We start from the raw sequence: 23689 nt of genomic DNA, 5'->3' as shown, positions 1-23689 counted from the left end.
GAGCGCTGCATCTCTGTCCTCTGGAAGCCGTTGCATAGCATGCCTTCTACGTGGGGCGCCTAAGATCGAAGCTGCGTCCGAGGGCAGATCCGGAGCCAGCGCTGAAGGCGCGACATCTCAAAGCAAAGGTCGGAGCGAAGCGGAGCCCTGGTAAAGGGGCCGACAACCCTCCGAGCCCTGAAAGCGGCGACATCAGCCTACGAATAGCAGGAGCCCTCGAACCCACCGAATACCATCCAACAGGCTCTCTGCGATGCGCCCCAAATCCAAGCCGCCCAGTTTCCCCTTTAAAACCCTTGACAACAAAAGTTGTCAAGGCTTAGAATAGCCCCGTGCTCGACCTGCAAGTGATCCATGACCCCTCGGCGGCGACCGTCGCGCTGGAGCCGATTCGGAGTCGGTTGCTGGCCGAGTTGAGTCAGCCGGAGTCCGCCGCTTCCGTGGCGGCGAAGGTTGGCTTAACCCGGCAGAAGGCGAATTACCATCTCAACGCCCTCGAAACCCACCAACTGGTGCGCCAGGCCGGGCAGCGGAAGTGGGGAGGGATCACGGAGCGGCTCTTCGTCGCCAGCGCGGCGTCGTACGTCGTTGCGCCCAAGGCGATGGGGCTCGCCGCTACCGACCCGGCGCGGACCGCCGATCGGCTATCCGCTAGCTATCTTATCGCGCTGGCCGCGCGGATCGTGCAAGAAGTCGGCGACCTCGTCCGCCGAGCCCGCGAAGCGGATAAGCACCTCCCCACGCTATCGATCGACACCGAGATCCGGTTCCGATCCGCCACCGAGCGGGCAGCGTTCACCGCCGACCTAACCCGGGCGGTTACCGCATTGGTCTCGCACTACCACGATGCGTCGTCCCCGGGCGGGCGATCGCACCGGCTGATCGTCGCCGCCCACCCCACCCCATACGAATCCAACGTTAAGGAGCAATCATGAGCGTCAAAGTAGGAGAGAATGGACTCCGTTCCGTCCAAGTCGAAGTCGAAGTTCCGGGTTCGCCGGAAGAGGTCTGGCAAGCGATCGCCACCGGGCCGGGAATCTCGTCCTGGTTCGTTCCCGCGAAGATCGAAGAGCGTGTCGGAGGCGAGATCTCCCTTTGCTTCGGCCCCGGGATGGATACCGTTTCAACCATGGCCGAATGGGACCCTCCCCGGAGGTTTGTGGCCAACAGCGAAGGGATGTCGCCGGGCGCGCCGGCGGTCGCGGACGAGTGGACCGTGGAAGCCAAGTCCGGCGGAACCTGCGTGGTTCGGGTTGTCCACAGTTGGTTTGCCAGCACCGACGAGTGGGATGGCCAGTTCGAAGCGATCGAGCAGGGTTGGGGCACCTTCTTCCAGATCCTCCGGCTGGTGCTCACCCGGTTCCCCGGCCAACCCAGCGCGAGTTTCGAAGCCTCGGCAGTGGCTCCCGGTCCGATCTCTTCGACATGGGAAAAGTTTGCCGGTCCACTAGGCGTGGCCAACGCCACCGTGGGCCAACAGGTTTCCGCTGGATCGGATGCGCCGAGTTTCTCCGGCGAGGTCGCAACGATGGGTCCGGAAGACGCGCCTGGCTCCCTGGTCCTTGTCCGTGAGCCTGCCCAGGGAATCTGCAATCTCTTCGCGATGCCGATGGGGGACCAGGTCTATCTTTCGATCCGGTTTTATCTCTTTGGCGAAGGCGCAGACACCGCCGCGGCAGAGGCGGAACCGGAGTGGGCACGCTGGCTCGCCGACCTTTTCCCGTCCGCGGAGTAGCTGCCGTTTCTAATACGACCGCTTCAAGCGGCTAATTGAAGCTAATACGGCCTCAAAGATTTCTCTTGAGACCGTATTAGCATTACGTATGGTTGCAGCTTCGCCTCCAGCAAATTCAGCCTCACCTCAAGTTCGCGCCGGCCGCGGTTCTTCACCTAAAGCGAGCCTATTCGGCCTCGTTGGCCGATTCCTGGGACTAAAAATCCGTCCAGCGGCGAGGTCGCAAGATACCGGCTTCGAGTAGGTGAACAATCGTCCACACCATTCGGACATCTTCATGTCACCATCGAGAAGTTCGTTCCGAATTACAGGACTCTGCTGAAAGCAGTTCCCCGCTCGTATGGCCGGTCCCACTTTCACCTCGGGTGGGGCTTGGAAACGGAGAAGCACGCCGGCTGATGGAGTAATGCCGTACCCGTCGGCTGCCGGCGATCGCGCGAATGGACTGAGGAGTGTTCCTAACGGGAGTGATCGTTAGGAACTCACATGACAGAAGGCTAGCGACGCCCACGGTAGTAGAAGCCACCACCGCCGAGCAGAAGAACGACAATTACGATTAACAGAATAGTAGTCATGTGTGCGGGTATGACCTCAGATCGAAGGTGCCAGTTCCATGAATGTTGTAGCGACCACCGTAGTGAGTAAGCCGAGGCAGCGCCCGGGATTCACCTAGCCAAGAAATATCTTCTTCGCCTCTTCTCGCCGTACCGCTCGTCGCAGGGACCAATCATAGCCACGGCGGCCGATATTGAGGGCCAAGAAAGACAATGGGAAGAAAATCAAACCCAGCAGGAAGCCCAATGCCAGGATGAGGAATGACAATCCGGTCATTCCGACGGAGGGTACGTACACTCGAGGCTTCGTATCCGACCACACGCTCGTGACCGCCTCCATTCCTAGCTCACCCAGGTCTTTGAGGATCATCCAAGCGCCGGTGTCCCAGGAGATAGGGATCACCTCAGTCATCTTGGCGTTGGCGTTCCCGCTCTCTACCCATAGCTCATGGGCATCGGCCTGCTGTCGCTGGATCTCATCCGCCGTCAATGGCACAAGCTTTCCAGAGGAATCCCACGTCATCGGCTCGTTTGCCATGGGGCGCAGTATAAACGCAATAGTGCGGAGCCGCAACTCACCCGAGGCTGAACGTGGGCTCGCTGAGGAGCAGCGGGGCGAGGTGTCGACGGGCACGATTCATTCGGCTCTTAACCGTCCCGATCGGGATTTCCAGCCGCTCCGCCATCTCGTCATACGACGACTCCTCGAAGTAGTACATCTGCACCATCTCCCGGTGGGGGCTGGGGAGTTGGCTCACCGCCCGGCCAATTCTCGCTTCTTCGTCCCGTCTCACGGCGACCTCGTGGGGGCTCAAGCTGACATGCGCGACCGCCGAATCGGACTCCGCTAAAAATTCCCTTTCCGACAACGAAAACCTTTCCCGCCGAGAGTTCCGCTTGCGGTAATCGAAGAACGCGTTGGCAGCGATGCGAAACAGCCATGTCGACCACTCCGAGTCCCCCTTGAAAGTGTGAAGCGATCGATACACGCGGAGGAACGTCTCCGCGACCACGTCCGCTGCCTCATCCGAATCGCGGCAGAGGCCGATTGCAAAGCGGAATAGCCGCTCCCGATGCTGGCGGATAAGTACATCGACGGCGCTCCGGTCTCCATTTTGCGCTCGCCGAACAAACAGATCGAGCATCTCCCTCTTTTCTTCCATTTGTCCCCCGCCGCTCCTAGCGGCCAAAACTACTGACCTACAAAGAAGCTGGCGAGGGTGACAAGAATTATTTGTACATGAGATTCTCTACACGCCAAAGATGTAGAGAGCACCCAAATATTCGAACCGGCTACCCCTTAACATTCGGCGCCGAAGTTCTCATGTTCTTATTGCTCAATCAAGGCAGCGGCATAAGCATAGCCACCGCTACTTTCCCGTTAACGTGGCTCTTCCGGTTCGTCCGTGTACCACGGCACGCTCACCACCACCACGCGGCTCCCCCCGCGTAGGAGCAACGCCATCTTCAGTGCCGCCGCCTTTTGGTTGTGGAGGAAGAACTGATACCACTTGGCCTCGACCAGCTCGGGGATGATCACCGCCACAGTCTGCTCCGGGTGGTCGTGTTGAGTCCGTAACAAGAAGGTAAGAAGCGGCCCCGAGAGGCGTCGGTAAGGCGACCGGATCGTGTCGAGCCGCGGGACGGCACGGTCCGTTCCCGCGAGCGGAAGCTCGACGTGCCGGCGCCACTCGGCGCATACCTTCCGTTCCTCTTCCTCGTCGATGCTGATGTGAAGGGCCCTCACGTCGTCCGACATCGTCAACGCAAACCGCAACGCCTTGGCCGTCACCTTGCTCCATGCGGTCAAGGGAACGATCGCCACCGGCGCATGTAGGTTCTCGACGTCGAGCGGCTCCCCGGCGTGAGTAAGCCGTTCGATAAACCGGTAGTGGCGCTTCACTCGCAGAAAAAGCCAAATCATTCCCCCGATGAGGACGAGGGTTATCCAAGCTCCGTCGGTGAACTTGGCCGCGAGAACCACCGCCAGCGCGGCTCCCGTCGTCACCGCCCCGACCAGATTCACGCTCCTTTTCCCCTTGCCTCGCCGGTCCGTCATCAAACCGTAATGCTTAACCATCCCCCACTGCGACATCGTGAACGCGAGCAGCGCGCCCACCGCAAATAGGGGAATCAGTCGATCGGTAATCCCCCCGAAGACGATAAGTAGGGCGCCCGCCACCACCGCCAGAAAAACGATGCCGATGGAGTACACCAGCCGGCGGCCGACCGTCGCAAAGGCGTGCGGCAGATAGTCGTCCTGCGCAAGCAACCTGCAGAGCCGAGGAAAGCCGGCGAAACTAGTGTTGGCGGAGAGGGCGAGGATTGCCAAGGTGCTTCCAATCGTTACGTAATAGAGCCACCCGCGCCCGACCACCGCCGCCGCCAATTGCGAGAGCACGCTCTGGTAACTCGGTGAATCCGGACTCGTGGCGACGATCCCATACGCGCGCGTCAGCGTCGCAATCCCAATCAGCAGCAGCGAGAGCAGCAGAACGAGCGCCCCAAGAGTAAGCCGTGCGTTCTTCACGGTCGGCTTGCGGAACGCCTGGACGGCGTTGCTCACCGCCTCCACCCCCGTCATCGCCGTGCAGCCGCTGGCAAATGCCCGCACCAAGAGCCAAGCGCTGGCCGGTACAAGCGTCGCCGACGGACTTGGTAACGGCGCCCGAGGAATCGGACTTCCCCCCGATGTAGCCACCCGCAGCAAACCGAGGACCAAGACCGAACCCATGCAGGCGAGAAAAATATAGGTGGGAAAAGCAAGCACCACCCCCGACTCGCGCACGCCTCGCAGATTAACGACCGTGATCAGACCCAAGATCGAGAGGCAAAGGGCGAGGATGTGCGGATGAAGCGACGGGACCGCCGAAACGAGCGCCCCCACCCCCGCGGAGATGCCGACCGCGACATTGAGAATGTAGTCAAGCATCAGCGCCGCCGCCGCAACCACCCCCGCCCTCGGTCCGATATTTTCGCTGGCGACGGTGTAAGACCTCCCCCGGAAGGATAGGCGGCGATCGTTTGGCGATACGAGAGATAGACGATAAACAGCAGCGCCGTAATCAGCAAAACGATCCCCGGCTCATATCGCGATGCTGCCGCCCCTAACGGGATAAGTACCGCTAGCGCGGCTTCCGGTCCATACGCGGAAGATCCAAGGGCATCGAGACCGAGCATCGGAATACCCTCCCACACTCCGACCCGGTGAGAAGCTTCCTCGGATGTGGCCAGGCGAGGCCCCAGAATCCTATCGAGTAACCGCATAGCGACCTACCCTGGCCTTAACGTCCAATCGAGAGGAAGCGGAAGCCGGCATTCACGAGTTGAGCCTGATCCAGAAAATTTCGCCCGTCCAAGATAAGCGGATTCGCCATTGTCTTCGCCATACGCTTCCACGGTAAATCGCGATACATCGCCCAGTCTGTGGTAAGCACCAACGCGTCGGCGCCGGCCGCCACCGCCTCCGCCGTCGGCCCAAAGCGGATGCCCGAATGGTTAAGCTGGCAAGAAGCGCGATCCAAGGCGATCGGGTCGTGCGCTTGAATCCTAGCCCCCCTGTCGATCAGCCTCTGAGCTATATCGAGCGCGGGAGCGTCGCGAATGTCGTCCGTGTTCGGCTTAAAGGCGAGCCCGAGAATTCCCACTGTTCGCCCCTTGAGGATCTTCAGCTCGTTCAGGAGCTTGGTAACCACGAGGTCGCGCTGGGCATAGTTCACCTCACGGGCCGCTTCCACGATCGGCATTCGGATGTCGTACTCCTTGGCCGTCGCGATGAGCGCCGCGCTGTCCTTGCCAAAACAGGAGCCTCCCCATCCCAAACCGGCCTGCAGGAATCGCCCTCCGATTCTTGCATCGAGCCCCATGCCGCGAGCGATATGGGTGATGTCGGCCCCGACCTTCTCCGCCAGGTTTCCAATTTCGTTGATCAGCGAGATCTTCGTGCACAAGAACGCGTTCGACGCGTACTTGATGAGCTCCGCCGACGCGAGGTCGGTGGCGACCAGCGGCACCGCCCCCATTCCCTCCGGCCTTGGCAAGAACCAGGGAGCGGTAAACGATTGTTGGAGAATCGGCTCGTAGAGCCTCGCCAGCACCTCGTTCGCGGTCGGATTTTCCGAGCCGACCACGACCCGGTCGGGATACAAAATGTCGCACAGCGCGGACCCTTCCCGCAAAAACTCCGGATTGGATGCCACGCAACATCGATTGCGGAGATTCCTGATATCCCCTTCCCCGCTCGCCTCCGCAATGAGCGATTCAACCCAATGTCCCGACCCGATCGGCACCGTCGACTTGTTGACCACGACGGTAAATCCAAGCCCGAGGTGACGACCTATCGAGGAGGCCGCACTCTGGACGGCGGTCAAGTCCGGGTTACCGTCCGCCATCGGTGGGGTTCCAACTGCGACAAACACCACTTCCGCCTCCGATAAAGCGGGAGCCGGATCGACAGAAAACCGAAGGTTGCCCCCCGCCAGCTCCATCAGCTCGTCGAGCCTGGGCTCGTAAATCGGCGACTTTCCACCCCGAAGGGAGGCAATCTTCGCTTCGTCGATATCCACGCAGGTCACTTCATGACCTAGAAAGGCCATCGCGGCTCCCGTCGTCAAACCCACGTATCCGGTTCCATAAATAACGATCTTCAAAAGCTTCAAACCCCCGAACGGCTCTTCGCGGCAGCTCTCATCTGCCCGCACATCAGAGAGGGGAAAGGAATTTTCGGTTCCCAAAAATCTTCTTCATCTTCATCTCGAACCGATTTCGAAAAACCGCAGTCAGATCGAAACCTTTGTAGATGCTCGGCGGTGGCGCTCCCCCGGGGAGGCCGGCTTGTCGGTTCGCCGCGAAGGACTTGGATGACCGCGAGAGAGAAGAGAAGAGAAGAGAAGAGAAGAGAAGAGAGAAGAAGATGAACAAATCGGTATTGATCACGGGAGGCGCCGGGTTTATCGGCTCTCATCTTGCAGATGAATTGCTCGCAAACGGCTACCGGGTACGAATCCTGGACAGCCTTTCCCCTCAGGTTCATGGCTCGGATGGCAAGCGCCCGGACTACCTGTCGCCGGACGTCGAGCTTATGGTTGGCGACGTGCGCAACCCGGAAGCCGTCAAACGCGCGCTCATTGGAATCGACCACGTTTACCACTTCGCCGCGATCGTCGGCGTGGGCCAGAGCATGTACGACATCGCGCGCTACACCGAGGTGAACAACCTTGGAACCGCCGTGGTGCTCGAAGCATTGGTCGCTCAGCCGGTAGAGCACCTCGTCATCGCCTCTAGCATGAGCCTGTACGGCGAGGGGTTGTACAAACGCCCCGATGGCCAGATCGCCGAAGCGAGCGAAAGGTCGATCGACCAATTGCGAGCCCAAGACTGGCAGGTCCGCGATGTGGAAGGAAATGCGCTAACCCCGGTCGCCACCCCGGAATGGAAACGTCCCACGCTTCCATCGATCTACGCGCTTTCGAAGTACGACCAAGAGCGGATGTGCCTGATGATCGGCAAGGCCTACAACATCCCGACCGTCGCCCTCCGCTTCTTCAACGCCTTCGGCACTCGACAAGCGCTTTCCAATCCGTACACCGGCGTTCTCGCGATCTTCGGATCGCGGCTCCTCAACGACAAGCCGCCCCTGATCTTCGAAGACGGCCAGCAGCTTCGCGACTTCGTCAGCGTAAAAGACGTCGCCCGATCCTGCCGGCTCGCGATCGAGCGCGAGGAGGCGACCGGCCGGGCGATCAACGTCGGCAGCGGCATGAGCTACACCATCGAAGAAACCGCCCGCAAGGTCGCCAAGGCGATGGGGAAGGAGCATATCGAACCGGAGATTTGCGGCCAATACCGGGTCGGCGACGTCCGCCACTGCTTCCCCGATATCACGCTGGCCCGCGAGCTGCTTGGATACGAGCCCCAAATTCTGTTGGACGACGGACTCGCTGAGCTCGCCGAATGGCTGCAGGAGCAAACCGCCATCGACAAGGTCGATGAAATGCGCCAGCAGCTCGCCTCTCGGGGGTTGACCATATGAAAAGCAGAAAAGCGACGCTGATCGTGGGCGGCGCCGGTTTCATCGGAACGAACCTCGCGGATCGGCTCCTGTCCCAGGGAATTCGCGTCATTGTTTTCGACAGCCTCGCCCGGGCCGGAGTCGAGAAGAACCTCGAGTGGCTTCAGCACAAACACGGCGAGCGTGTGGAATTCCACCGGGGAGACGTTCGAGATCAAGAAGCTCTTCACGCCGTCGTCCCTAGGGCCGATCAAGTGTTCCACTTTGCCGCCCAGGTGGCGGTCACCACAAGCTTGGAGTCGCCGATCGACGATTTCGAGCGCAATGCCCGAGGAACGTTGAATCTCCTAGAGGAGGTGCGACGGCAGGTAACCCCTCCCAGTCTCGTCTTCACCTCCACCAACAAGGTCTATGGCAGCTTGGAGGACATCCCACTGGTGCAATCGCAGACCCGGTACGAGCCGGAGTCGCCCTTGACCAAGCTTCGAGGGATCGCGGAGACCCGTCCGCTGGATTTCCACAGCCCTTATGGATGCTCCAAGGGGGCCGCCGACCAATACGTGCTGGACTACGCCCGAACCTACGGGATCCCGGCCGCCGTTTTCCGCATGAGCTGCATCTACGGCCCGCACCAATGTGGGACCGAAGACCAAGGTTGGGTCGCCCACTTCTTACTCCAGGCCCTTAAGGGACGCCCGATCACCCTCTACGGAAACGGAAAACAGGTTCGAGACATTCTCTACGTGCAAGACCTCGTGGAAGCTTTCGGTCTGCTCATGGGGAATATCGATCGCCTGACCGGTCAGGCGTTCAACATGGGCGGCGGCCCTCAAAACTCCATCAGCCTCATCGAGCTTCTCGACCTAATCGAGGCGCTGCACGGCACGAGACCGAAGACGCAGATGTGCGACTGGCGCCCCGGCGATCAGCGCTACTACGTTTCGGACACCGCTAAATTCCAAGAAGCGACCGGCTGGACTCCCGTGTATTCGGCTCTCGAGGGAGTTCGCAACCTCTACCAATGGCTCGGTGGCCGGCCAAAGCCGGTGGCCATTTCCAAGCAATCGGAGGCGTTCGCCTCATGATGCCGGCCGCGGAAACTCCGAAAAGTCGCCTAGACACGATGCGGGCAGCAACCGTGACCCAGCCCGGCAAAATCGAGATCCGTCACGTACCTATTCCCCAACCGGGGCCGGGCGAAGTCCGAATCCGGCTGGAGGGCTGCGGCGTCTGCGCCTCCAACATCCCTCCTTGGGAAGGCCGGGAATGGTTCACCTACCCGATGGACCCCGGCGGCTTGGGGCACGAAGGGTGGGGAACGGTCGACGCTCTAGGCGAAGACGTTCGCGAGCTAAAGGTCGGCGATCGAGTCGCCTTCCTCGCCACCCACTCCTACGCCGAGTACGACGTCGCGGACCGAGACTCGGTCGTCCGCATTCCCGCCTCCTTGAATCAAGTCCCCTTTCCCGGTGAGCCGCTCGGGTGCGCGATCAATATCTTTCGCCGGTCTCACGTCAAGGCCGGCGACATCGTCGCCATCGTCGGCATCGGATTCCTCGGCGCCCTCCTCACCAGCCTTTGCTCCCAAGCGGGAGCCCGGGTCATCGCGATCGCCCGCAAAGATGAAGCGCTGGAAACCGCCCGCGAGGTCGGAGCGGCCGAAACGGTCCGAATGGACGACCACTGGAAAGTAATCGACCAAGTCCGTCAACTGACCGGCGGCAAGATGTGCGATGTCGTGATCGAAGCCGTCGGCAAGCAATGGCCGCTCGACCTCGCCGCCGAGCTCACCAAAGAAATGGGGCGGCTCGTGGTCGCCGGCTACCACCAAGACGGTCTGCGCCAAGTGAACATGCAACTCTGGAACTGGCGTGGTCTCGAAGTCACCAACGCACACGAACGGGAGCCTTCCGTTTACCGCCGCGGCATGGAGGAGGCGATTCATGCCGTTGAATCCGGGCGGTTAAACCCTTCGCCCCTTTACTCGCATCGGTTCGCTTTAGATGAGCTCGACGTAGCTCTGAATCTCACCCGGGACCGCCCCGCCGGATTCAAGAAGGCGCTCATTCTTATGGAGCCCGAACGGCGATGACCCGAAAGATTCTGATGACCGCCGACACCGTCGGCGGGGTGTGGAACTACTCCCTCGACCTCGCCCGATGCCTGACCGAGCGGGGCATTCAAGTCTCCCTCGCCACCATGGGCGCTCTCCTATCGAGCGACCAAGTACGGTCGGCGGAGGCGATTCGCGGGCTTACGCTCTACGAGAGCAATTACAAGCTCGAGTGGATGGCCGATCCGTGGAGTGACGTGCGAAAAGCAGGTCGATGGCTGCTAAGCCTTGAAGATGCGGTTCGACCCGATGTCGTCCATCTCAACGGTTTCTGCCACGCCGCCCTTTGCTGGTCGGCTCCGACGGTCGTGGTTTTCCACTCGTGCGTTCTTTCCTGGTTCGAAGCGGTGAAGCGGCAGTCCGCCCCGGAAAACTGGTACCGGTACCGCCAAGAGGTAGCGAAGGGTTTGAGAGCTGCCAAGTACCTGGTAGCTCCGACCCGTGCGATGCTAAACACCGCGAATCGGCTCTATGGCCCGTTCAAGCGTTCGATCGCGATTCCAAACACCGCCGACGCCAACCGCTTCCGCTCCGATTCGAAAGAGCCATTCGTCTTCTCTGCCGGCCGGCTTTGGGACGAAGCGAAAAACGTGCAAGCGCTCGACCGGATCGCCGGTGAGCTACCTTGGCCGGTCTACGTCGCCGGCGATGGCAATAGCAACCCAAGTGAGTCGTCGCTTCGGCGACTTGGCAAACTTCCCTCGCGAGACATCGCCCACTGGCTGGGGCGAGCCTCCATCTACGCCCTACCCGCCCGGTATGAGCCGTTCGGACTCTCGATCCTGGAAGCCGCGCTGTCCGGCTGCGCCCTCGTCTTAGGCGACATTCCGAGTTTGCGAGAGAACTGGACCGACTGCGCGCTCTTCGTCGATCCGGAAGATCCCTCCGCGTTGAAGTTCGCGATCCAAACGCTTATCGACAACCCGGACCAGAGAGCCCGGCTTGGCGATGCGGCAAGGCGCCGAGGGCTGTGTTTCGACCCGTCGACCTTCGCCGACTCCTACCTCGGGGTCTACCGGGAACTTCTCGATTCGAGTCCCTCTGCGGTCTCCCTTGCGCAGCAGGCGTTCGCGAGCTAATGCCATGAAGATCAAGGTCTTTTGCCATTCGCTTTTGTCCGATTGGAACCACGGCAACGCCCACTTCCTTCGGGGCCTCGCCACGGAATGGAAGCTCCGGGGCGACTCGCTCGACGTATATGAGCCGCGGGATTCATGGAGTCTGACGAACTTGATCTCCGATCGCGGCGTAGGTGCGGTCCGGGAGTTCCGGCGTGCTTATCCGTCTCTTAACTCCATCTCTTATGACCTAAAGAGCTTGGACTTGGAGATGGCTCTTGCCGACGCCGACCTGGTGCTCGTTCACGAGTGGAACGACCATGAGCTCGTCCGCCGCATTGGAGAACACCACCGCCGCCACCACCACCGTTACCGTTACCGGCTCTTCTTTCACGACACCCACCATCGTTCCGTCACCGATCCAGCGGCGATGGCCGCCTACGACCTATCGAACTACGACGGTGTCCTCGCCTTTGGCGAGGTCATCCGCCAAGTCTATGAGGAAAAAGGATGGGCGAAGCGGGCTTTGACCTGGCACGAAGCCGCCGACCCCCGAGTTTTCCACCCGAAACCATCCAATCGAAAAGACGGCGACCTCGTCTGGATCGGCAACTGGGGGGACGAGGAGCGAACCGAAGAGCTCCACGAGTTCCTGCTTCGCCCGGTGAAGGAGCTCGGGCTACGCGCCACCGTTTTCGGCGTGAGATATCCGGATCATGCCCTGCGAGCCCTCGCGGAAGCCGGAATATCTTACGGCGGTTCGCTCGCGAACCACGCCGCCCCCGATATCTTTTCGCACTACAAAGTGACGGTTCACGTCCCCCGCCGCCCCTACACGCGGCTCCTCCCGGGCATCCCCACCATCCGGGTCTTCGAGACCCTTGCCTGCGGCATCCCCCTGGTTTCCGCTCCGTGGCAAGACAGCGAGCGGCTCTTCACGCCGGGGGAGGACTTCGCCGTCGCCCGCGACGGCGACGAGATGAAGTCGAAGTTAAGTCGCATCCTGGACGATCCCCAGTACGCGGCGAACTTAGCGGATCACGGACGAAGAACCGTCCTCGCTCGCCACACCTGCGCCCACCGAGTCCGCGAGCTCGACATGATCGTCGACGAAATTAATCGAGAGGAAAGAACGACGGTGACTTACAGATGAATGTCGCATTTTTCGGTTCCAGTCTTGTGTCGGCGTATTGGAATGGCGCCGCCACCTACTATCGCGGAATCATTCGCGCGCTCGACGAGCGGGGGCACCAAATCACGTTTTACGAGCCGGATGCCTACGGCCGCCAACAGCATCGCGATATCGAGGACCCGTCATGGGCGAGGGTCGTGGTGTATCCGGGCGAAGGAACCGACGGCGTCGGCCGCGCCCTCGATGAGGCAAAGTCGGCGGACCTGATCGTAAAGGCCAGCGGCGTCGGTGTCTTCGACGAGCTTCTGGAGGCCGCCGTCGTGAACCTCAAGCGCCCCTCCAATTTGGTCGCCTTTTGGGATGTCGACGCGCCTGCGACCCTGGACCGGGTTCAAGGCAACCCATCCGACCCGTTCCGCCCTCTTATTCCGCGATACGATCTCGTCCTTACCTACGGCGGCGGAGAGCCGGTGATCAACGCTTACAAAGCGCTCGGCGCTCGCGAATGCGTGCCGATCTACAACGCACTCGACCCGTCGACCCACTTTCCCGTCCCTCCCGAGCCACGGTTCGAGGGGGATCTTGGATTTCTAGGTAACCGGCTGCCGGACCGGGAAGCGAGAGTGGAAGAGTTCTTCCTACGCGCCGCCCAAGCCGCGCCCGAACGCCGGTTCTTAATCGGCGGGAGCGGTTGGGGAGATAAGGCGATGCCTGCCAACGTCTCCTATCTCGGTCACGTCTACACCGCCGACCACAACGCCTTCAACCGCACTCCCATGGCGGTCCTGAACATCAGCCGCGAAAGCATGGCCCGGTACGGCTTTTCGCCCGCGACGCGCGTCTTCGAAGCGGCCGGGGCGGGCGCCTGTCTCATCACCGACGAGTGGATCGGCATCGAACAGTTCCTGGAGCCGGATCGAGAAGTACTTGTCGCCCGAAACGGCGACGACGTCGCGGCTTTCGTAGAGTCCCTCACACCGGAAATAGCCCGTCATATCGGAGACGCAGCCCTGAAAAGAGTTCTCTCCGAACACACCTATGCCCACCGGGTTCTGGAGCTCGAACAGACGCTGGAAGGAAAGCGAGTGGCGGGGGTGAGTCTTGTCTGACCGACTCGACATCGTCATCCTGGGACTCTCGATCACCTCCTCCTGGGGAAACGGCCACGCCACCACCTACCGCGGTCTGCTGCGCGAGCTCGCCGCCCGCGGACATCGAATCCTCTTCTTGGAGCGCGACGTCCCCTGGTACGCCCCCCACCGGGATCTGCCTAACCCGGTCTACTGCGAAACCGAGCTTTACCAATCTCTGGAGGAGCTTCGAGATTGCTTCGCCGATCGCGTCCGGCGAGCCGACGCCGTGATCGTCGGCTCCTACGTTCCTGCCGGCGTGGAGGTCGGCAAGTGGGTCACTCGAAACGCCGGTGGCGTCACCGCCTTTTACGATATCGACACCCCCGTCACCCTTGCCAAACTAAGCCGAGGCGACTACGAATACCTGTCGCCCGACTTAATACCGGCGTACAACCTCTACCTTTCATTCACCGGCGGACCGACGCTCCAGCGTCTCGAGCGAGAGTACGGATCTCCGAGCGCCCTGCCCCTCTATTGTTCGTTCGACCCGTCGCTCTACTACCCGGAGCCACAGCCCCCCAAGTGGGATCTCGGCTACATGGGCACCTACAGCGACGACCGCCAACCCACCCTTAACGAGCTCTTGGTGGAACCGGCCAGAAATTGGCCCGAAGGAAGATTCGCCGTCGCCGGCCCCCAATATCCCTCTAGCATCGAGTGGCCAGACAACGTCACCCGGATCGAGCACCTTCCCCCTGCCAAGCACCGCGAGTTCTACAATTCGCAACGCTTCACCCTCAATGTCACGCGGGACGACATGATCCGCGCCGGCTACTCCCCGAGCGTCCGGCTCTTTGAGGCCGCTGCTTGCGGCACCCCGATCATCAGCGACGCCTGGGATGGCTTGGAGACCATCTTCGAAATCGGAACCGAGATATTCACCGCCCGATCCCGGGAGCAGGCGCTTCAAATACTGCGGCAAACGGATGAAGCGACCAGACTTTCGATGGGCAATCGCGCCCGCCGTCGGGTGATGTCGGAACACACCGCCGCCCACCGCGCCGAGCAGCTCGAACGATATTTACTGTCTGCACGCGCGGCCCGCCCGGATTTCGGGGAACCAAAAACGCGGGACGAACGCCTGTTTTCCGATGAAAGTAGATGCTTGCCGGCTGGAGGCCGTGAATGAGTAACGGGAAGATTCGCGTCGCCATTATCGGCGTGGGCAACTGCGCTTCCGCTTTGGTCCAAGGAGTCGAGTTCTATCGCCTCGCCCGGGCCGAAGACACGGTGCCGGGCCTCATGAACGTGGTCCTGGGCGGCTACCATGTGCGTGACATCGAGTTTGTCGCCGCCTTCGACGTGAGCGCGGCCAAGGTCGGCAAATGCCTGAGCGAGGCGATTTTCAGCCCACCCAACAACACCTACCGCTTCGCCGAAGTGCCTTGCAACGGAGTGGTCGTGCAGCGTGGGCCGACGCTCGACGGCCTCGGCAAGTACCTAAAAATGGTAGTCGACGAGTCGCCGGAGCCTCCGGTCGACGTCGCCGCCATCCTGCGAGCCAGCCGGGCGGAAGTCTTGATCTCGTACCTTCCGGTCGGGTCCGAAGATGCCGCCCGGTGGTACGCCGAGCAGGCGCTCGAGGTGGGTTGCGCGTTCATCAACTGCATGCCCGTCTTCCTCGCCTCCAATCCCGAGTGGGCGCGGCGGTTTGAAGATCGCGGAGTTCCGATTATCGGCGACGACATCAAATCACAGGTAGGAGCCACGATCACCCACCGCGTTTTGGCAAACCTTTTTCGGGAGCGAGGCGTACGACTCGACCGCACCTACCAGTTGAACTTCGGCGGCAACACCGACTTCATGAACATGCTGGAGCGAGAGCGGCTCGAGTCGAAAAAGATCTCGAAAACCCAGGCCGTCACGAGCCAGCTCGACTACGAGATGACGTACGAAAACGCCCACGTCGGACCTAGCGACTACGTTCCGTGGCTCGAAGATCGAAAGTTCTGCCACATCCGGATGGAAGGGACCACCTTTGGCAACGTCCCGCTTCTGTGCGAAGTCAAGCTCGAAGTTTGGGACTCCCCGAACTCCGCCGGCGTCGTTGTCGACGCGATCCGGTGCGCCAAGCTCGCCCTCGACCGGGGCATCGGCGGACCGCTGACAAGCCCGAGCAGCTACTTCATGAAGTCTCCCCCCCAACAATTCACCGACGACGTCGCTAGGGAGAAGACCACCGCCTTTATCAATGGGGAAGAACCACGATGATCTCGCTGCAAAAACCGCTGACCCAGGAGGAGATCCTGGCCCGAGTGCAGGAGCTCGGGCCGTGGTTTCACAACCTTGATCTTCGGGGAGTCCAAACCGCTCCCGAGCACTTCCTGGGCGACTACCCAAACATCAAGTTCGCCAAGATCGCCGAGGCTCTTCCGAACGACCTATCCGGCAAGACCGTGCTCGACATCGGGTGTAACGCCGGCTTCTATTCCATGGAGATGAAGCGCCGAGGCGCGGCTCGGGTGGTCGGCACCGACTCCGACCCGCGATATCTGGAACAAGCCCGGTTCGCCGCGGAAGTCAGCGGGATGGATATCGAATATCGGGAGCTGTCGGTCTACGACGTCGCGAAGCTTGGCGAAAAATTCGACCTCGTCATCTTCATGGGAGTTCTCTACCACCTGCGTCACCCGCTTCTGGCCCTCGATCTTATCCACGAGCACGTCGCCGGCGACATGCTCCTCTTCCAATCGATGCAACGCGGCAGCGCCGAGGTCGAGCCGCTGGAAGAGGATTACGACTTCTGGCAGCAGGACGTCTTCCGGAAGCCCGGCTACCCGAAGATGTATTTCGTGGAGGAACGCTATTCGCACGACCCCACCAATTGGTGGGTTCCGAACCGTGCCTGCTGCGAGGCGATGCTCCGAAGCTCGGGCTTCGAAATTGAAAAACACCCCGAGCAAGAGGTCTACCTTTGCCGCCGCACGGAGCTGCCTGACTTGCCCGATGGACCGCGCGCGGTCCACCCGGCCAAGGGGGTACGGCGATGATCGAGGCGGTCAAGTTTTGGAACGAGCCCAACAATAAGTCGCACTGGGACTTCGAAAACCTAGACCCTGAGTGGCGGATTTTCTCGGAGATGATCCGAGCCGCCGGACAGGCGATCGCCTCCGAGAACCCGCGCCTCCCACGAGTCTTGGGCGGCATGTCCCCGATCGACGCGCCCTGGCTTCAACGAGTCGAAGATCTTGGCGGGCTTGAGGAAGTGGACGTCGTAGCGGTCCACGGATTCCCTCTCGACTGGAACCACTGGACCATCCACGAGTGGCCGGACAAGGTCAACGAGATTCAGGCGGTAACCGACAAGCCCGTGTGGGTGACCGAAGTCGGAGTCTCCACTTTCGGAGCGGAAGAGGTCCAAGAATTCGGTCTTCATCGAACCGCGGAGCTTCTTATCGGAAGGGTCCCCAGAATCCACTGGTACAGCCTCTACGATCTGCCCCGAACCTGGCCGGCGACCACGCGCCACCGTGAGGCCGAGGGTTCCTCCTACTACCGCCACTTCTACATGGGCCTCCTGCGAGAAGACGGATCGCCCAAGCCCGCGCTCCGCCACTTCCCTCTCTATGCGCCCGAAATGGGTCTCTGCCAGTGGTTTCACTTCGAAGATCCTCGTCTCGACGACGCGGTGCGGTGGATGCGTAAGCTGGGCGTTCGGCGCCTCCGAACCGGGTTGAGTTGGGCAGATAGCTTCCGACCCGGCGCATGGGAATGGTTCGATCGGCAGATGAGCGCCCTGGATGAGTTCGAGGTGACGGTTACCTTCTGCTTCACCCCCGAACACCGAAGCCTTGCCCTGGAGCACGGCCTGCCCGGCCACCATACGAGCCCGCCCGCCCAGATCGAGGAATACGCCGACTTCTGCGCGACGATGGTCCGGCGCTACGCTCCCGGCGCGACGCTTCACGCCGAATTTGCCGGGGCGACGTCTCTCCGATGACGGTATTTCTCCTCATCCGTCACGCGCTGCACGAGCTGGGGGGCGAGACGATCGCCGGCCGTCTCCCCGGCGTACATCTCAGCCCCGATGGGCGGGCCCAAGCCGCCGAGCTTGCCGAGCGGCTGCGCGAGCTGCCGATCAAAGCGATCTATTCCAGCCCCCTCGATCGCACATGCGAGACCGCCTCTTATCTGAGCGGAAACGTCGAACCCTCCGCGGAAATTCAGGAGCTCGATTTTGGCGACTGGATGGGCCAGCGCTTGGACGCCCTCCGGCCCCAGGAGAAGTGGCGGCAGTTCAACTCCTTTCGAAGCGGCACCCGCGCTCCGAACGGCGAGCTGATGCTAGAAACCCAGGTCCGAATCGTGACTTTCATGATGCGCTTACGGGAACGACACCCCTTCGACCATGTCGCCTTGGTCAGTCATGGGGACGTCATCAAATCGGCGGTGGCCTACTTCCTCGGAATTCCGCTCGATCTCTTTCAGCGCGTCGAGATCAGTCCCGCATCGGTAAGCATGATCGCCATCGGCGATTACGGTCCGTGGGTTCACTGCATCAACCACACGGGAGCCTTGCCTCGAATCCCGTAATTCCCATCTCTTCGAAAACCCCGACCAAGCAGTTGCGATACCGTTCGACGTCGCGCCGTAATCGACCTCGCTCCTTCTCGTCGCCGCTCAGATCGGCGCAGAACGAGCAGATACCGAGACGAAACGCCGCGTATGCCAAGCGAAACAGGCGTAGATCTTCGTGCCGACAGACCAATCCCCCACTTGCCAATCCCGCGAGCAAACTCGCGCCCCCGCAGGAGTCGAGCCCCCACTCCACCCAAGCTCCCGCAATATCCCACGTCACCGGCTGTGGTCCGACTGCCGTGTGATCGCAATCGTGTCCGCCTGCGTCGGTCTTCACAACCTCGCCGTCCGTGGTCAATACCCATTCATGGGGCGACAAGCGACCGTCTCCATATCGAAGAGGATTCAAGGGGTCGGAATCCCCATCGCGCCACTCCAGGATTTTGTCGGCGATCGATTCGCCGAAAACTTCCCTTGTGTTCCAATACGTGATGTTCCACCGGCGGTCGCGCGCGGCAATCTCCTCTTCGTCCGAAAGCGGAGGCCCAGCCGCGTCGGCGATATAACGGCCGACTCGCTCCATCAACGTTGGCGAAGCGTCCGCACGGCTCAATCGCCTCCCTTCGATCCAAGGCGTGGCCGCAAACCCGCATGCCATATCCAGCGTAGCCAACGACCTACCTTCCCCGTGCTTCCACAGCACCGCCCGGCCGTCCTGCAAGACGGCCCGGTATTTCGTCCGCTCGAAGGGGGCGGTCACCGAGGGCCATTCTGATACGTCTGGATACGCGGCGGTTCGCCACATCCCCCCGCTTAGATCCTCTACCCGGTCCACCCCGCCGCCAAGCAAAACGGCGGTGCGCTCTGCGAGCACCTCGGTGAGTGAGCGCCCGTTCCAACGTAGTTCGCTTGACGGCGTCACATACCGCGGCGTCTCTCGCCACCACCTCCGCACCGACTCTGTAGCCTGCGGTCCCGGCTCGCCGCCATGCCCCGGGAAGAAGGCGATCCGGTCCGCCGCCACCCCCGCGCGCTGAACCGCCTCGGCTACCGATGCCATCGACGAACCCGAGAGTCCCGGCCCTTCGTCGACCACCAGGACCCAGTCCGGCTTGCCAACCTCGTCCATCGACAACTCCAATTCGCGGGCAAATGTGTGCCCGATCGGCCGCACCGTGATGCGGTCCGCCGTCCATCCCCCCGCCCGGAGCGTCGCCAAGACGACCGCCGATAGCGTCGTCCCAATACTCCGGATCCCGATTACCAGCACTTGGCCGGAGCCGATCGTATGTTCTTGGATCCAACGCAATGCCGCTACGCAATACGCCTCCGGATACAGGCCGTAAAACGCGAACCCCTCCGGAACCTTAACCGTAACGGGCGTGTCCTCGACCGGCATAGAATCCAAAGCCCCACTCAGGTTCGCGAGCGCTTCCGCGACATCGATTGGCGACATTGTGAGCTCGGGTTGGCCCTCCAGCCATCGCCCCAGGAATGCGGTTGCCGCAAGTTCCGTGACCCGTTCGAACTTACCTATGTCGCCCATCGGAGCTTCGTCGCGGTACGCCTGCTCCAATTCCCCGGCATGAACCAGCAAAGTGCGTAGGTCGTCCAACTTTGACGCATCCGAAACCGCCCGAAGCTCCCTTACCAGGGCGCTTAATGGCTGTCGATAGGAGGGGTCGCCGTAAACAATCATGCAGCAGGGTCCGCGCGTGGAACCGAATCTAGTCGGCGGCCGTGTGGATGGGCACCATAGATCGAAGAAGATCGGGGTGCTTACGTTCCACCGATGCATCAACTACGGCAGCTACTGGCAAGCGCGATGCCTCGTCGAAGGACTCCGAAGCCGTGGCCACGACGCCTTTCTCTTAGATCACGTTTCAAGCCGGATAAATATCGCCGAATGGCGATGCGCTCTCCGCCCCACGCTTCCCACCCCGGTCTCGAAGTCAGACTCCGAGCGCTACGCTTGCAAGATACGGAAGTTCCTCGCCGAGTTCGAACGGCTTCCGCTTTCCGCACCGTTCGACATCGATCACCCGGAGCGGCTTGCCCCGATGGACGCCGTCGTCATCGGCAGTGACGAGGTCTGGAATCTGCAGCACCCCTGGTACGCGGGACAGGCCGCCTTCTTTGGTCTCGGTCTCCCGGCTGAGCGAATCGTAACTTACGCCGCAAGCTTTGGCAACTACAGTTGTTGGGAGGGGATCGGTTCTCCGTGGACGGATCTCTTGAGTCGGCTCGACGCCATTGCGGTCCGAGACGAAAACTCGTGGTGGATGCTGAAAAATGCCCTCGGAATCGAACCGGAAACCGTCCTCGACCCGTGCCTCCAATTCCCTCCCACCTCCGAAACGGCTTGGAGTGGGCCGACGAAGCCGTTTGCCGTCGTGTACGGTCACAACTTCACACCGGCTTTTGCCCACGCGGGACGCCGTTGGGCCGACTCGCGAAAGTTGCTCCTCCTAAGCGTCGGATACCGTAACGACTGGGCCGATTCGCAATGGATCGAAGCCGGACCGCTCGAGTTCGCCGAGGCGATGAGGCGCTGTGAGTCGGTCGCTACCAACTTCTTCCACGGCTGCGTCTTCGCCCTCAATAACGTCAAACCTTTCGCCTGCGAGATTTCCCCCTATCGTTCGATCAAGGTAAGGGGGTTGATGGGGCTCCTTGGCGGCGAGGCGCACCTCGTGGCGGACGGCTCTTCTGAGTCGGTTGGAGCGCTTCTCTCCCAACCGATCGCCGATCATCTTTTTGAACGGCTCCAAGCCGTTCGGGACGCCTCCGATCGCTATCTCTCTCTATCGCTGGAAACCGATGCGTGAGAAGTCGCTAAGCCCCCTTCGAGTCGTGCGCTCCGGCCTCTGCATCGGCTGCGGAAGCTGTGTAGCCCAATCGAATTCACCTGCTACCCGGATGGATTTCGATCCCTACGGGCAGTTCCATCCCACCGGGGACCAGCACTGGATGCGGAGCCGTTCCGAGGTCTTGGCGCGCACCTGCCCCTTTTCCCCCTCCGCCTCCAACGAGGACCAAATCGCCGCCGACCTCTTCCCCGCCGCCGAGCCTCACGAAACCATCGGACGCTTTATCGCCGCTCATGTCGGCTATGTTGCGACCGGTGGCTTTCGCGAGCGAGGCAGTTCCGGCGGAATGGTCAGTTGGGTATTGGAAGAGCTGATGCGTCGAGGGCTTATCGACGGCGCCGCCCACGTCGCACCCGTCGCCGAGCCGGAAACCGACGGACGTTTCTTCCGATACCGGATTTCGCGATCGCCGGACGAGATTCGGGAGGGGGCTAAGTCTCGCTATTACCCGGTCGAAATGTCGGAGATCCTTCGGGAGATCCGGGCGAACCCCGGACGCTACGCGGTGGTCGGTGTTCCCTGCTTTATCAAGGCCGTCCAGCTTCTTCGACGTCAAGATCCGCTGCTGCGGGAGCGGATCGCATTTACGCTCGGTTTGTTCTGCGGCCACATGAAGAGCGCTCGTTTCGTCGAGTCGTTCGCCATGCAAATGAATGTCCCGATTGAGGAGGTGCAGGCGGTCGAGTTCCGCAAGAAGGACGTCACTCGTCCCGCGAGCACCTATACTGCCGAGCTGACCCTGAAGGACGGTTCAATCCAGAAGCGCGACTGGTGGAATCTTGTCGACGGCGACTGGGGCTCGGGGTTCTTTCAATACGAGGCGTGCAACTTCTGCGACGACGTTATCGCCGAAACCGCGGATATCTCCTTCGGCGACGCCTGGGTCGAACCGTACACGTCCGACGGGAGAGGAACCAATGTCATCGTCACCCGCTCGCCGGTGGTAAACGACTTGATTCAAGCAGCCATCGAGGATGGCCGCCTTTGCCTCGAGCCGGTCGACGAAGAATTCGTGGTAGCGACGCAAGCCGCCGGATTTCGGCAGAGGCGCGAGGGGCTTTCCTATAGGTTGACTTGGCCAAAAACGGGGCTCAAGTCCGTCAAGCGGGTGCGCCCCGCCGCCCCCGAGTCGCGTCGCCGTCGGCTAATCTACCGGACCCGCGCTCTCGTCTCCCGGTGGAGCCACCGGATCTTTTGGCTTACCCAACGAACCGGAAATCCGATTCTCTTCATCCGATGGAGCAAATCGGCAATGACGTTCTACCACGCCCTCGCCTACTCCCGTGGCGAGCTTGGCAAGCTTCTGGATCGCTGGGGACTGACGTAAAGAACGGCCCCGGAGATTCTTCTCCGGAGCCGTCTTTTTACTCTATTTCGACTAGTTTGCAGTCGGTTCGGATGGGGTGGCTCGGGAGGCGAGTCTTTCGACGGCGTCTGGGTGCACGTCCCAATCGGGCGGGGCATCCATGACGAACCGGGAGATTAGCCGGTTCCACCAAGATGTGTCGTGAGTCCCGCGCGGATTGCCGGGACGATCGGTTCGACCGGAGAGGCCGAGGTTATTGCCTTTTAAACGGATCGTGCTTCGTTGCATCGTTTCCTTCCAAGCGATTGTACGACTTAAGGTAGGGCCTTGTTCCGCCGTCTCCGCAGGTTCGACGGTTCTAACGGCAAAATGAGGCGATTGACTTACGTTTATTCGGCGCATGAGCCGTTCTGCGTGACCAGAAAGTTTTGCCGGGTTTCGGTGGCAATCAAAGGCGCGTAAAATGATGCCCGTTGATCGATATTCATTGCCACATCCTCCCGGGCGTCGACGATGGAGCCCAGAGCGATGAAGAGGCGATCGCGCTGATTCGTAAAGAGGTGCAGGGCGGCACACGAGCTTTCATCGCGACCCCGCACTTCATCGAACGCCGCGACTATGACCGGTTGCGAGACGTCGGCGAGCGTGTCGAGCGACTGAATCGGGTCGTTTCGGATGCGGAAATTGAGGCGGAGATCTATCCGGGCGGAGAGATCTACCCCACGGCCGCCATGTTCGAGGCGATGGATAAAGGCGTCTCCATTACCCTGGCCGGAAAGGGGCGGCACATGCTGGTCGACCTCCCGATGGGATCGCTGCCGCACGACTTCGACCAGATCCTATACGAGATCCAGGTGCGAGGGATCGTTCCGATCCTCGCCCATCCGGAGCGGTGCGCTCCGTTTCAAGAGGAGCCGGATCGGCTGCAGGAGTACCTGCAGCGAGGAATCGTGTGCCAAGTGAACGCACGAAGTCTTGTCGGGAAATACGGTCCGAGGGCGATCGAAGTCGCAAAGCTCATCCTCCGGCGAAGATGGGCGCACTTCCTAGCCTCGGACGGGCATCGAGCCAGCAGCGAACCGGTGCTAGGAACGGCATACGCCATGCTCGTTCCTACCCTGGGCGCGGAATACGTAGACCTGCTTACCCGCCGAAGCGCCGCTCAGGTTCTCCAGGGCGAGGCTCTGCCCGAATTACCCGCCGCGCCACCCCAACCGGAGCAAAAAGGGTGGCTTTCCCGGCTGCTTCGAAAGTAGCCCG

Annotated in this window: 22 protein-coding genes; 16 read left to right on the top strand and 6 right to left on the bottom strand. The window is 61.2% G+C overall.

Annotated elements, in window-relative coordinates:
* Nucleotides 1–332 precede the first annotated feature (332 nt).
* Together OP10G_RS16365 and OP10G_RS16360 are read left to right on the top strand one after the other, a co-directional pair.
* Complete coding sequence (locus OP10G_RS16365) at nt 333–935, top strand: helix-turn-helix domain-containing protein (RefSeq protein ID WP_025229361.1); 603 nt, start codon at nt 333–335, stop codon at nt 933–935.
* Nucleotides 932–1735, top strand: coding sequence for an SRPBCC family protein (locus tag OP10G_RS16360; RefSeq protein ID WP_025229362.1), 804 nt, complete (start codon nt 932–934; stop codon nt 1733–1735). Before OP10G_RS16365 ends, OP10G_RS16360 begins: the two co-directional genes overlap by 4 nt.
* Before the next feature lie 669 nt (nt 1736–2404).
* On the opposite strand, the gene OP10G_RS16355 is transcribed toward OP10G_RS16360, so the two are convergent.
* The 4 genes from OP10G_RS16355 to OP10G_RS16340 all read right to left on the bottom strand — a co-directional run bounded on the left by OP10G_RS16355 (nt 2405) and on the right by OP10G_RS16340 (nt 6938).
* Nucleotides 2405–2827: a hypothetical protein gene (locus tag OP10G_RS16355; RefSeq protein WP_025229363.1), complete on the bottom strand. Its 423-nt coding sequence runs from the start codon at nt 2825–2827 to the stop codon at nt 2405–2407.
* A gap of 37 nt (nt 2828–2864) precedes the next feature.
* A complete protein-coding gene (locus OP10G_RS16350) occupies nt 2865–3434 on the bottom strand; it encodes an RNA polymerase sigma factor (protein WP_227624956.1) in 570 nt (189 codons plus the stop codon).
* A 236-nt stretch (nt 3435–3670) separates the two neighbouring features.
* Nucleotides 3671–5221 carry an APC family permease gene (locus tag OP10G_RS16345; RefSeq protein ID WP_420810094.1) on the bottom strand — a complete coding sequence of 517 codons (1551 nt, stop codon included), beginning with the start codon at nt 5219–5221 and terminating at the stop codon, nt 3671–3673.
* A gap of 352 nt (nt 5222–5573) precedes the next feature.
* Nucleotides 5574–6938 (bottom strand): UDP-glucose dehydrogenase family protein, encoded by a 1365-nt coding sequence (locus tag OP10G_RS16340; protein ID WP_025229365.1) that lies wholly within the window; start codon nt 6936–6938, stop codon nt 5574–5576.
* 263 nt (nt 6939–7201) lie between these two features.
* Between OP10G_RS16340 and OP10G_RS16330 the strand changes: the two genes are divergently transcribed.
* The 11 genes from OP10G_RS16330 to OP10G_RS16280 are packed head-to-tail and all read left to right on the top strand — an operon-like array spanning nt 7202 to nt 18268.
* Nucleotides 7202–8320 (top strand): NAD-dependent epimerase/dehydratase family protein, encoded by a 1119-nt coding sequence (locus OP10G_RS16330; protein WP_025229367.1) that lies wholly within the window; start codon nt 7202–7204, stop codon nt 8318–8320.
* Nucleotides 8317–9384 (top strand): SDR family NAD(P)-dependent oxidoreductase, encoded by a 1068-nt coding sequence (locus OP10G_RS16325; RefSeq protein ID WP_025229368.1) that lies wholly within the window; start codon nt 8317–8319, stop codon nt 9382–9384. Before OP10G_RS16330 ends, OP10G_RS16325 begins: the two co-directional genes overlap by 4 nt.
* Nucleotides 9384–10391: an MDR/zinc-dependent alcohol dehydrogenase-like family protein gene (locus OP10G_RS16320; RefSeq protein WP_025229369.1), complete on the top strand. Its 1008-nt coding sequence runs from the start codon at nt 9384–9386 to the stop codon at nt 10389–10391. The genes OP10G_RS16325 and OP10G_RS16320 overlap by 1 nt, the downstream gene beginning before the upstream one ends.
* Nucleotides 10388–11491 carry a glycosyltransferase family 4 protein gene (locus OP10G_RS16315; RefSeq protein ID WP_227624954.1) on the top strand — a complete coding sequence of 368 codons (1104 nt, stop codon included), beginning with the start codon at nt 10388–10390 and terminating at the stop codon, nt 11489–11491. Before OP10G_RS16320 ends, OP10G_RS16315 begins: the two co-directional genes overlap by 4 nt.
* Nucleotides 11492–11495: 4 nt before the next feature.
* Nucleotides 11496–12623 carry a CgeB family protein gene (locus tag OP10G_RS16310; protein WP_025229371.1) on the top strand — a complete coding sequence of 376 codons (1128 nt, stop codon included), beginning with the start codon at nt 11496–11498 and terminating at the stop codon, nt 12621–12623.
* The gene (locus OP10G_RS16305; RefSeq protein WP_025229372.1) at nt 12620–13711 is read left to right on the top strand and encodes a CgeB family protein; all 1092 of its coding nucleotides are present in this window, start codon (nt 12620–12622) and stop codon (nt 13709–13711) included. The genes OP10G_RS16310 and OP10G_RS16305 overlap by 4 nt, the downstream gene beginning before the upstream one ends.
* The gene (locus tag OP10G_RS16300; protein WP_025229373.1) at nt 13704–14864 is read left to right on the top strand and encodes a CgeB family protein; all 1161 of its coding nucleotides are present in this window, start codon (nt 13704–13706) and stop codon (nt 14862–14864) included. Before OP10G_RS16305 ends, OP10G_RS16300 begins: the two co-directional genes overlap by 8 nt.
* Nucleotides 14861–15946, top strand: coding sequence for an inositol-3-phosphate synthase (locus OP10G_RS16295; RefSeq protein WP_025229374.1), 1086 nt, complete (start codon nt 14861–14863; stop codon nt 15944–15946). The genes OP10G_RS16300 and OP10G_RS16295 overlap by 4 nt, the downstream gene beginning before the upstream one ends.
* Nucleotides 15943–16725 carry a TIGR04290 family methyltransferase gene (locus OP10G_RS16290; RefSeq protein WP_038473239.1) on the top strand — a complete coding sequence of 261 codons (783 nt, stop codon included), beginning with the start codon at nt 15943–15945 and terminating at the stop codon, nt 16723–16725. Before OP10G_RS16295 ends, OP10G_RS16290 begins: the two co-directional genes overlap by 4 nt.
* The gene (locus OP10G_RS16285) at nt 16722–17675 is read left to right on the top strand and encodes a glycoside hydrolase 5 family protein (RefSeq protein ID WP_025229376.1); all 954 of its coding nucleotides are present in this window, start codon (nt 16722–16724) and stop codon (nt 17673–17675) included. Before OP10G_RS16290 ends, OP10G_RS16285 begins: the two co-directional genes overlap by 4 nt.
* Nucleotides 17672–18268, top strand: a complete 597-nt coding sequence (locus OP10G_RS16280; protein ID WP_025229377.1) for a histidine phosphatase family protein — start codon at nt 17672–17674, stop codon at nt 18266–18268. Before OP10G_RS16285 ends, OP10G_RS16280 begins: the two co-directional genes overlap by 4 nt.
* On the opposite strand, the gene OP10G_RS16275 is transcribed toward OP10G_RS16280, so the two are convergent.
* A complete protein-coding gene (locus OP10G_RS16275) occupies nt 18234–19952 on the bottom strand; it encodes a hypothetical protein (RefSeq protein WP_025229378.1) in 1719 nt (572 codons plus the stop codon). The two genes, OP10G_RS16280 and OP10G_RS16275, sit on opposite strands and share 35 nt — an antisense overlap.
* Nucleotides 19953–19968: 16 nt before the next feature.
* On the opposite strand from OP10G_RS16275, the gene OP10G_RS16270 reads away from it, so the two are divergent.
* Nucleotides 19969–21081, top strand: coding sequence for a polysaccharide pyruvyl transferase family protein (locus OP10G_RS16270; protein WP_227624953.1), 1113 nt, complete (start codon nt 19969–19971; stop codon nt 21079–21081).
* A complete protein-coding gene (locus tag OP10G_RS16265) occupies nt 21074–22450 on the top strand; it encodes a Coenzyme F420 hydrogenase/dehydrogenase, beta subunit C-terminal domain (protein WP_025229380.1) in 1377 nt (458 codons plus the stop codon). The genes OP10G_RS16270 and OP10G_RS16265 overlap by 8 nt, the downstream gene beginning before the upstream one ends.
* Nucleotides 22451–22501: 51 nt before the next feature.
* On the opposite strand, the gene OP10G_RS16260 is transcribed toward OP10G_RS16265, so the two are convergent.
* The gene (locus tag OP10G_RS16260) at nt 22502–22717 is read right to left on the bottom strand and encodes a hypothetical protein (RefSeq protein ID WP_025229381.1); all 216 of its coding nucleotides are present in this window, start codon (nt 22715–22717) and stop codon (nt 22502–22504) included.
* Nucleotides 22718–22902: 185 nt separating this feature from the next.
* On the opposite strand from OP10G_RS16260, the gene OP10G_RS16255 reads away from it, so the two are divergent.
* A complete protein-coding gene (locus OP10G_RS16255) occupies nt 22903–23685 on the top strand; it encodes a tyrosine-protein phosphatase (protein WP_025229382.1) in 783 nt (260 codons plus the stop codon).
* The last annotated feature ends 4 nt before the right edge of the window (nt 23686–23689 follow it).

The sequence above is a fragment of the Fimbriimonas ginsengisoli Gsoil 348 genome, assembly GCF_000724625.1.
GTDB lineage: Bacteria > Armatimonadota > Fimbriimonadia > Fimbriimonadales > Fimbriimonadaceae > Fimbriimonas > Fimbriimonas ginsengisoli.
Note: the sequence above shows the minus strand (reverse complement) of the source record. Positions and strands in the feature narration are given on the sequence as shown.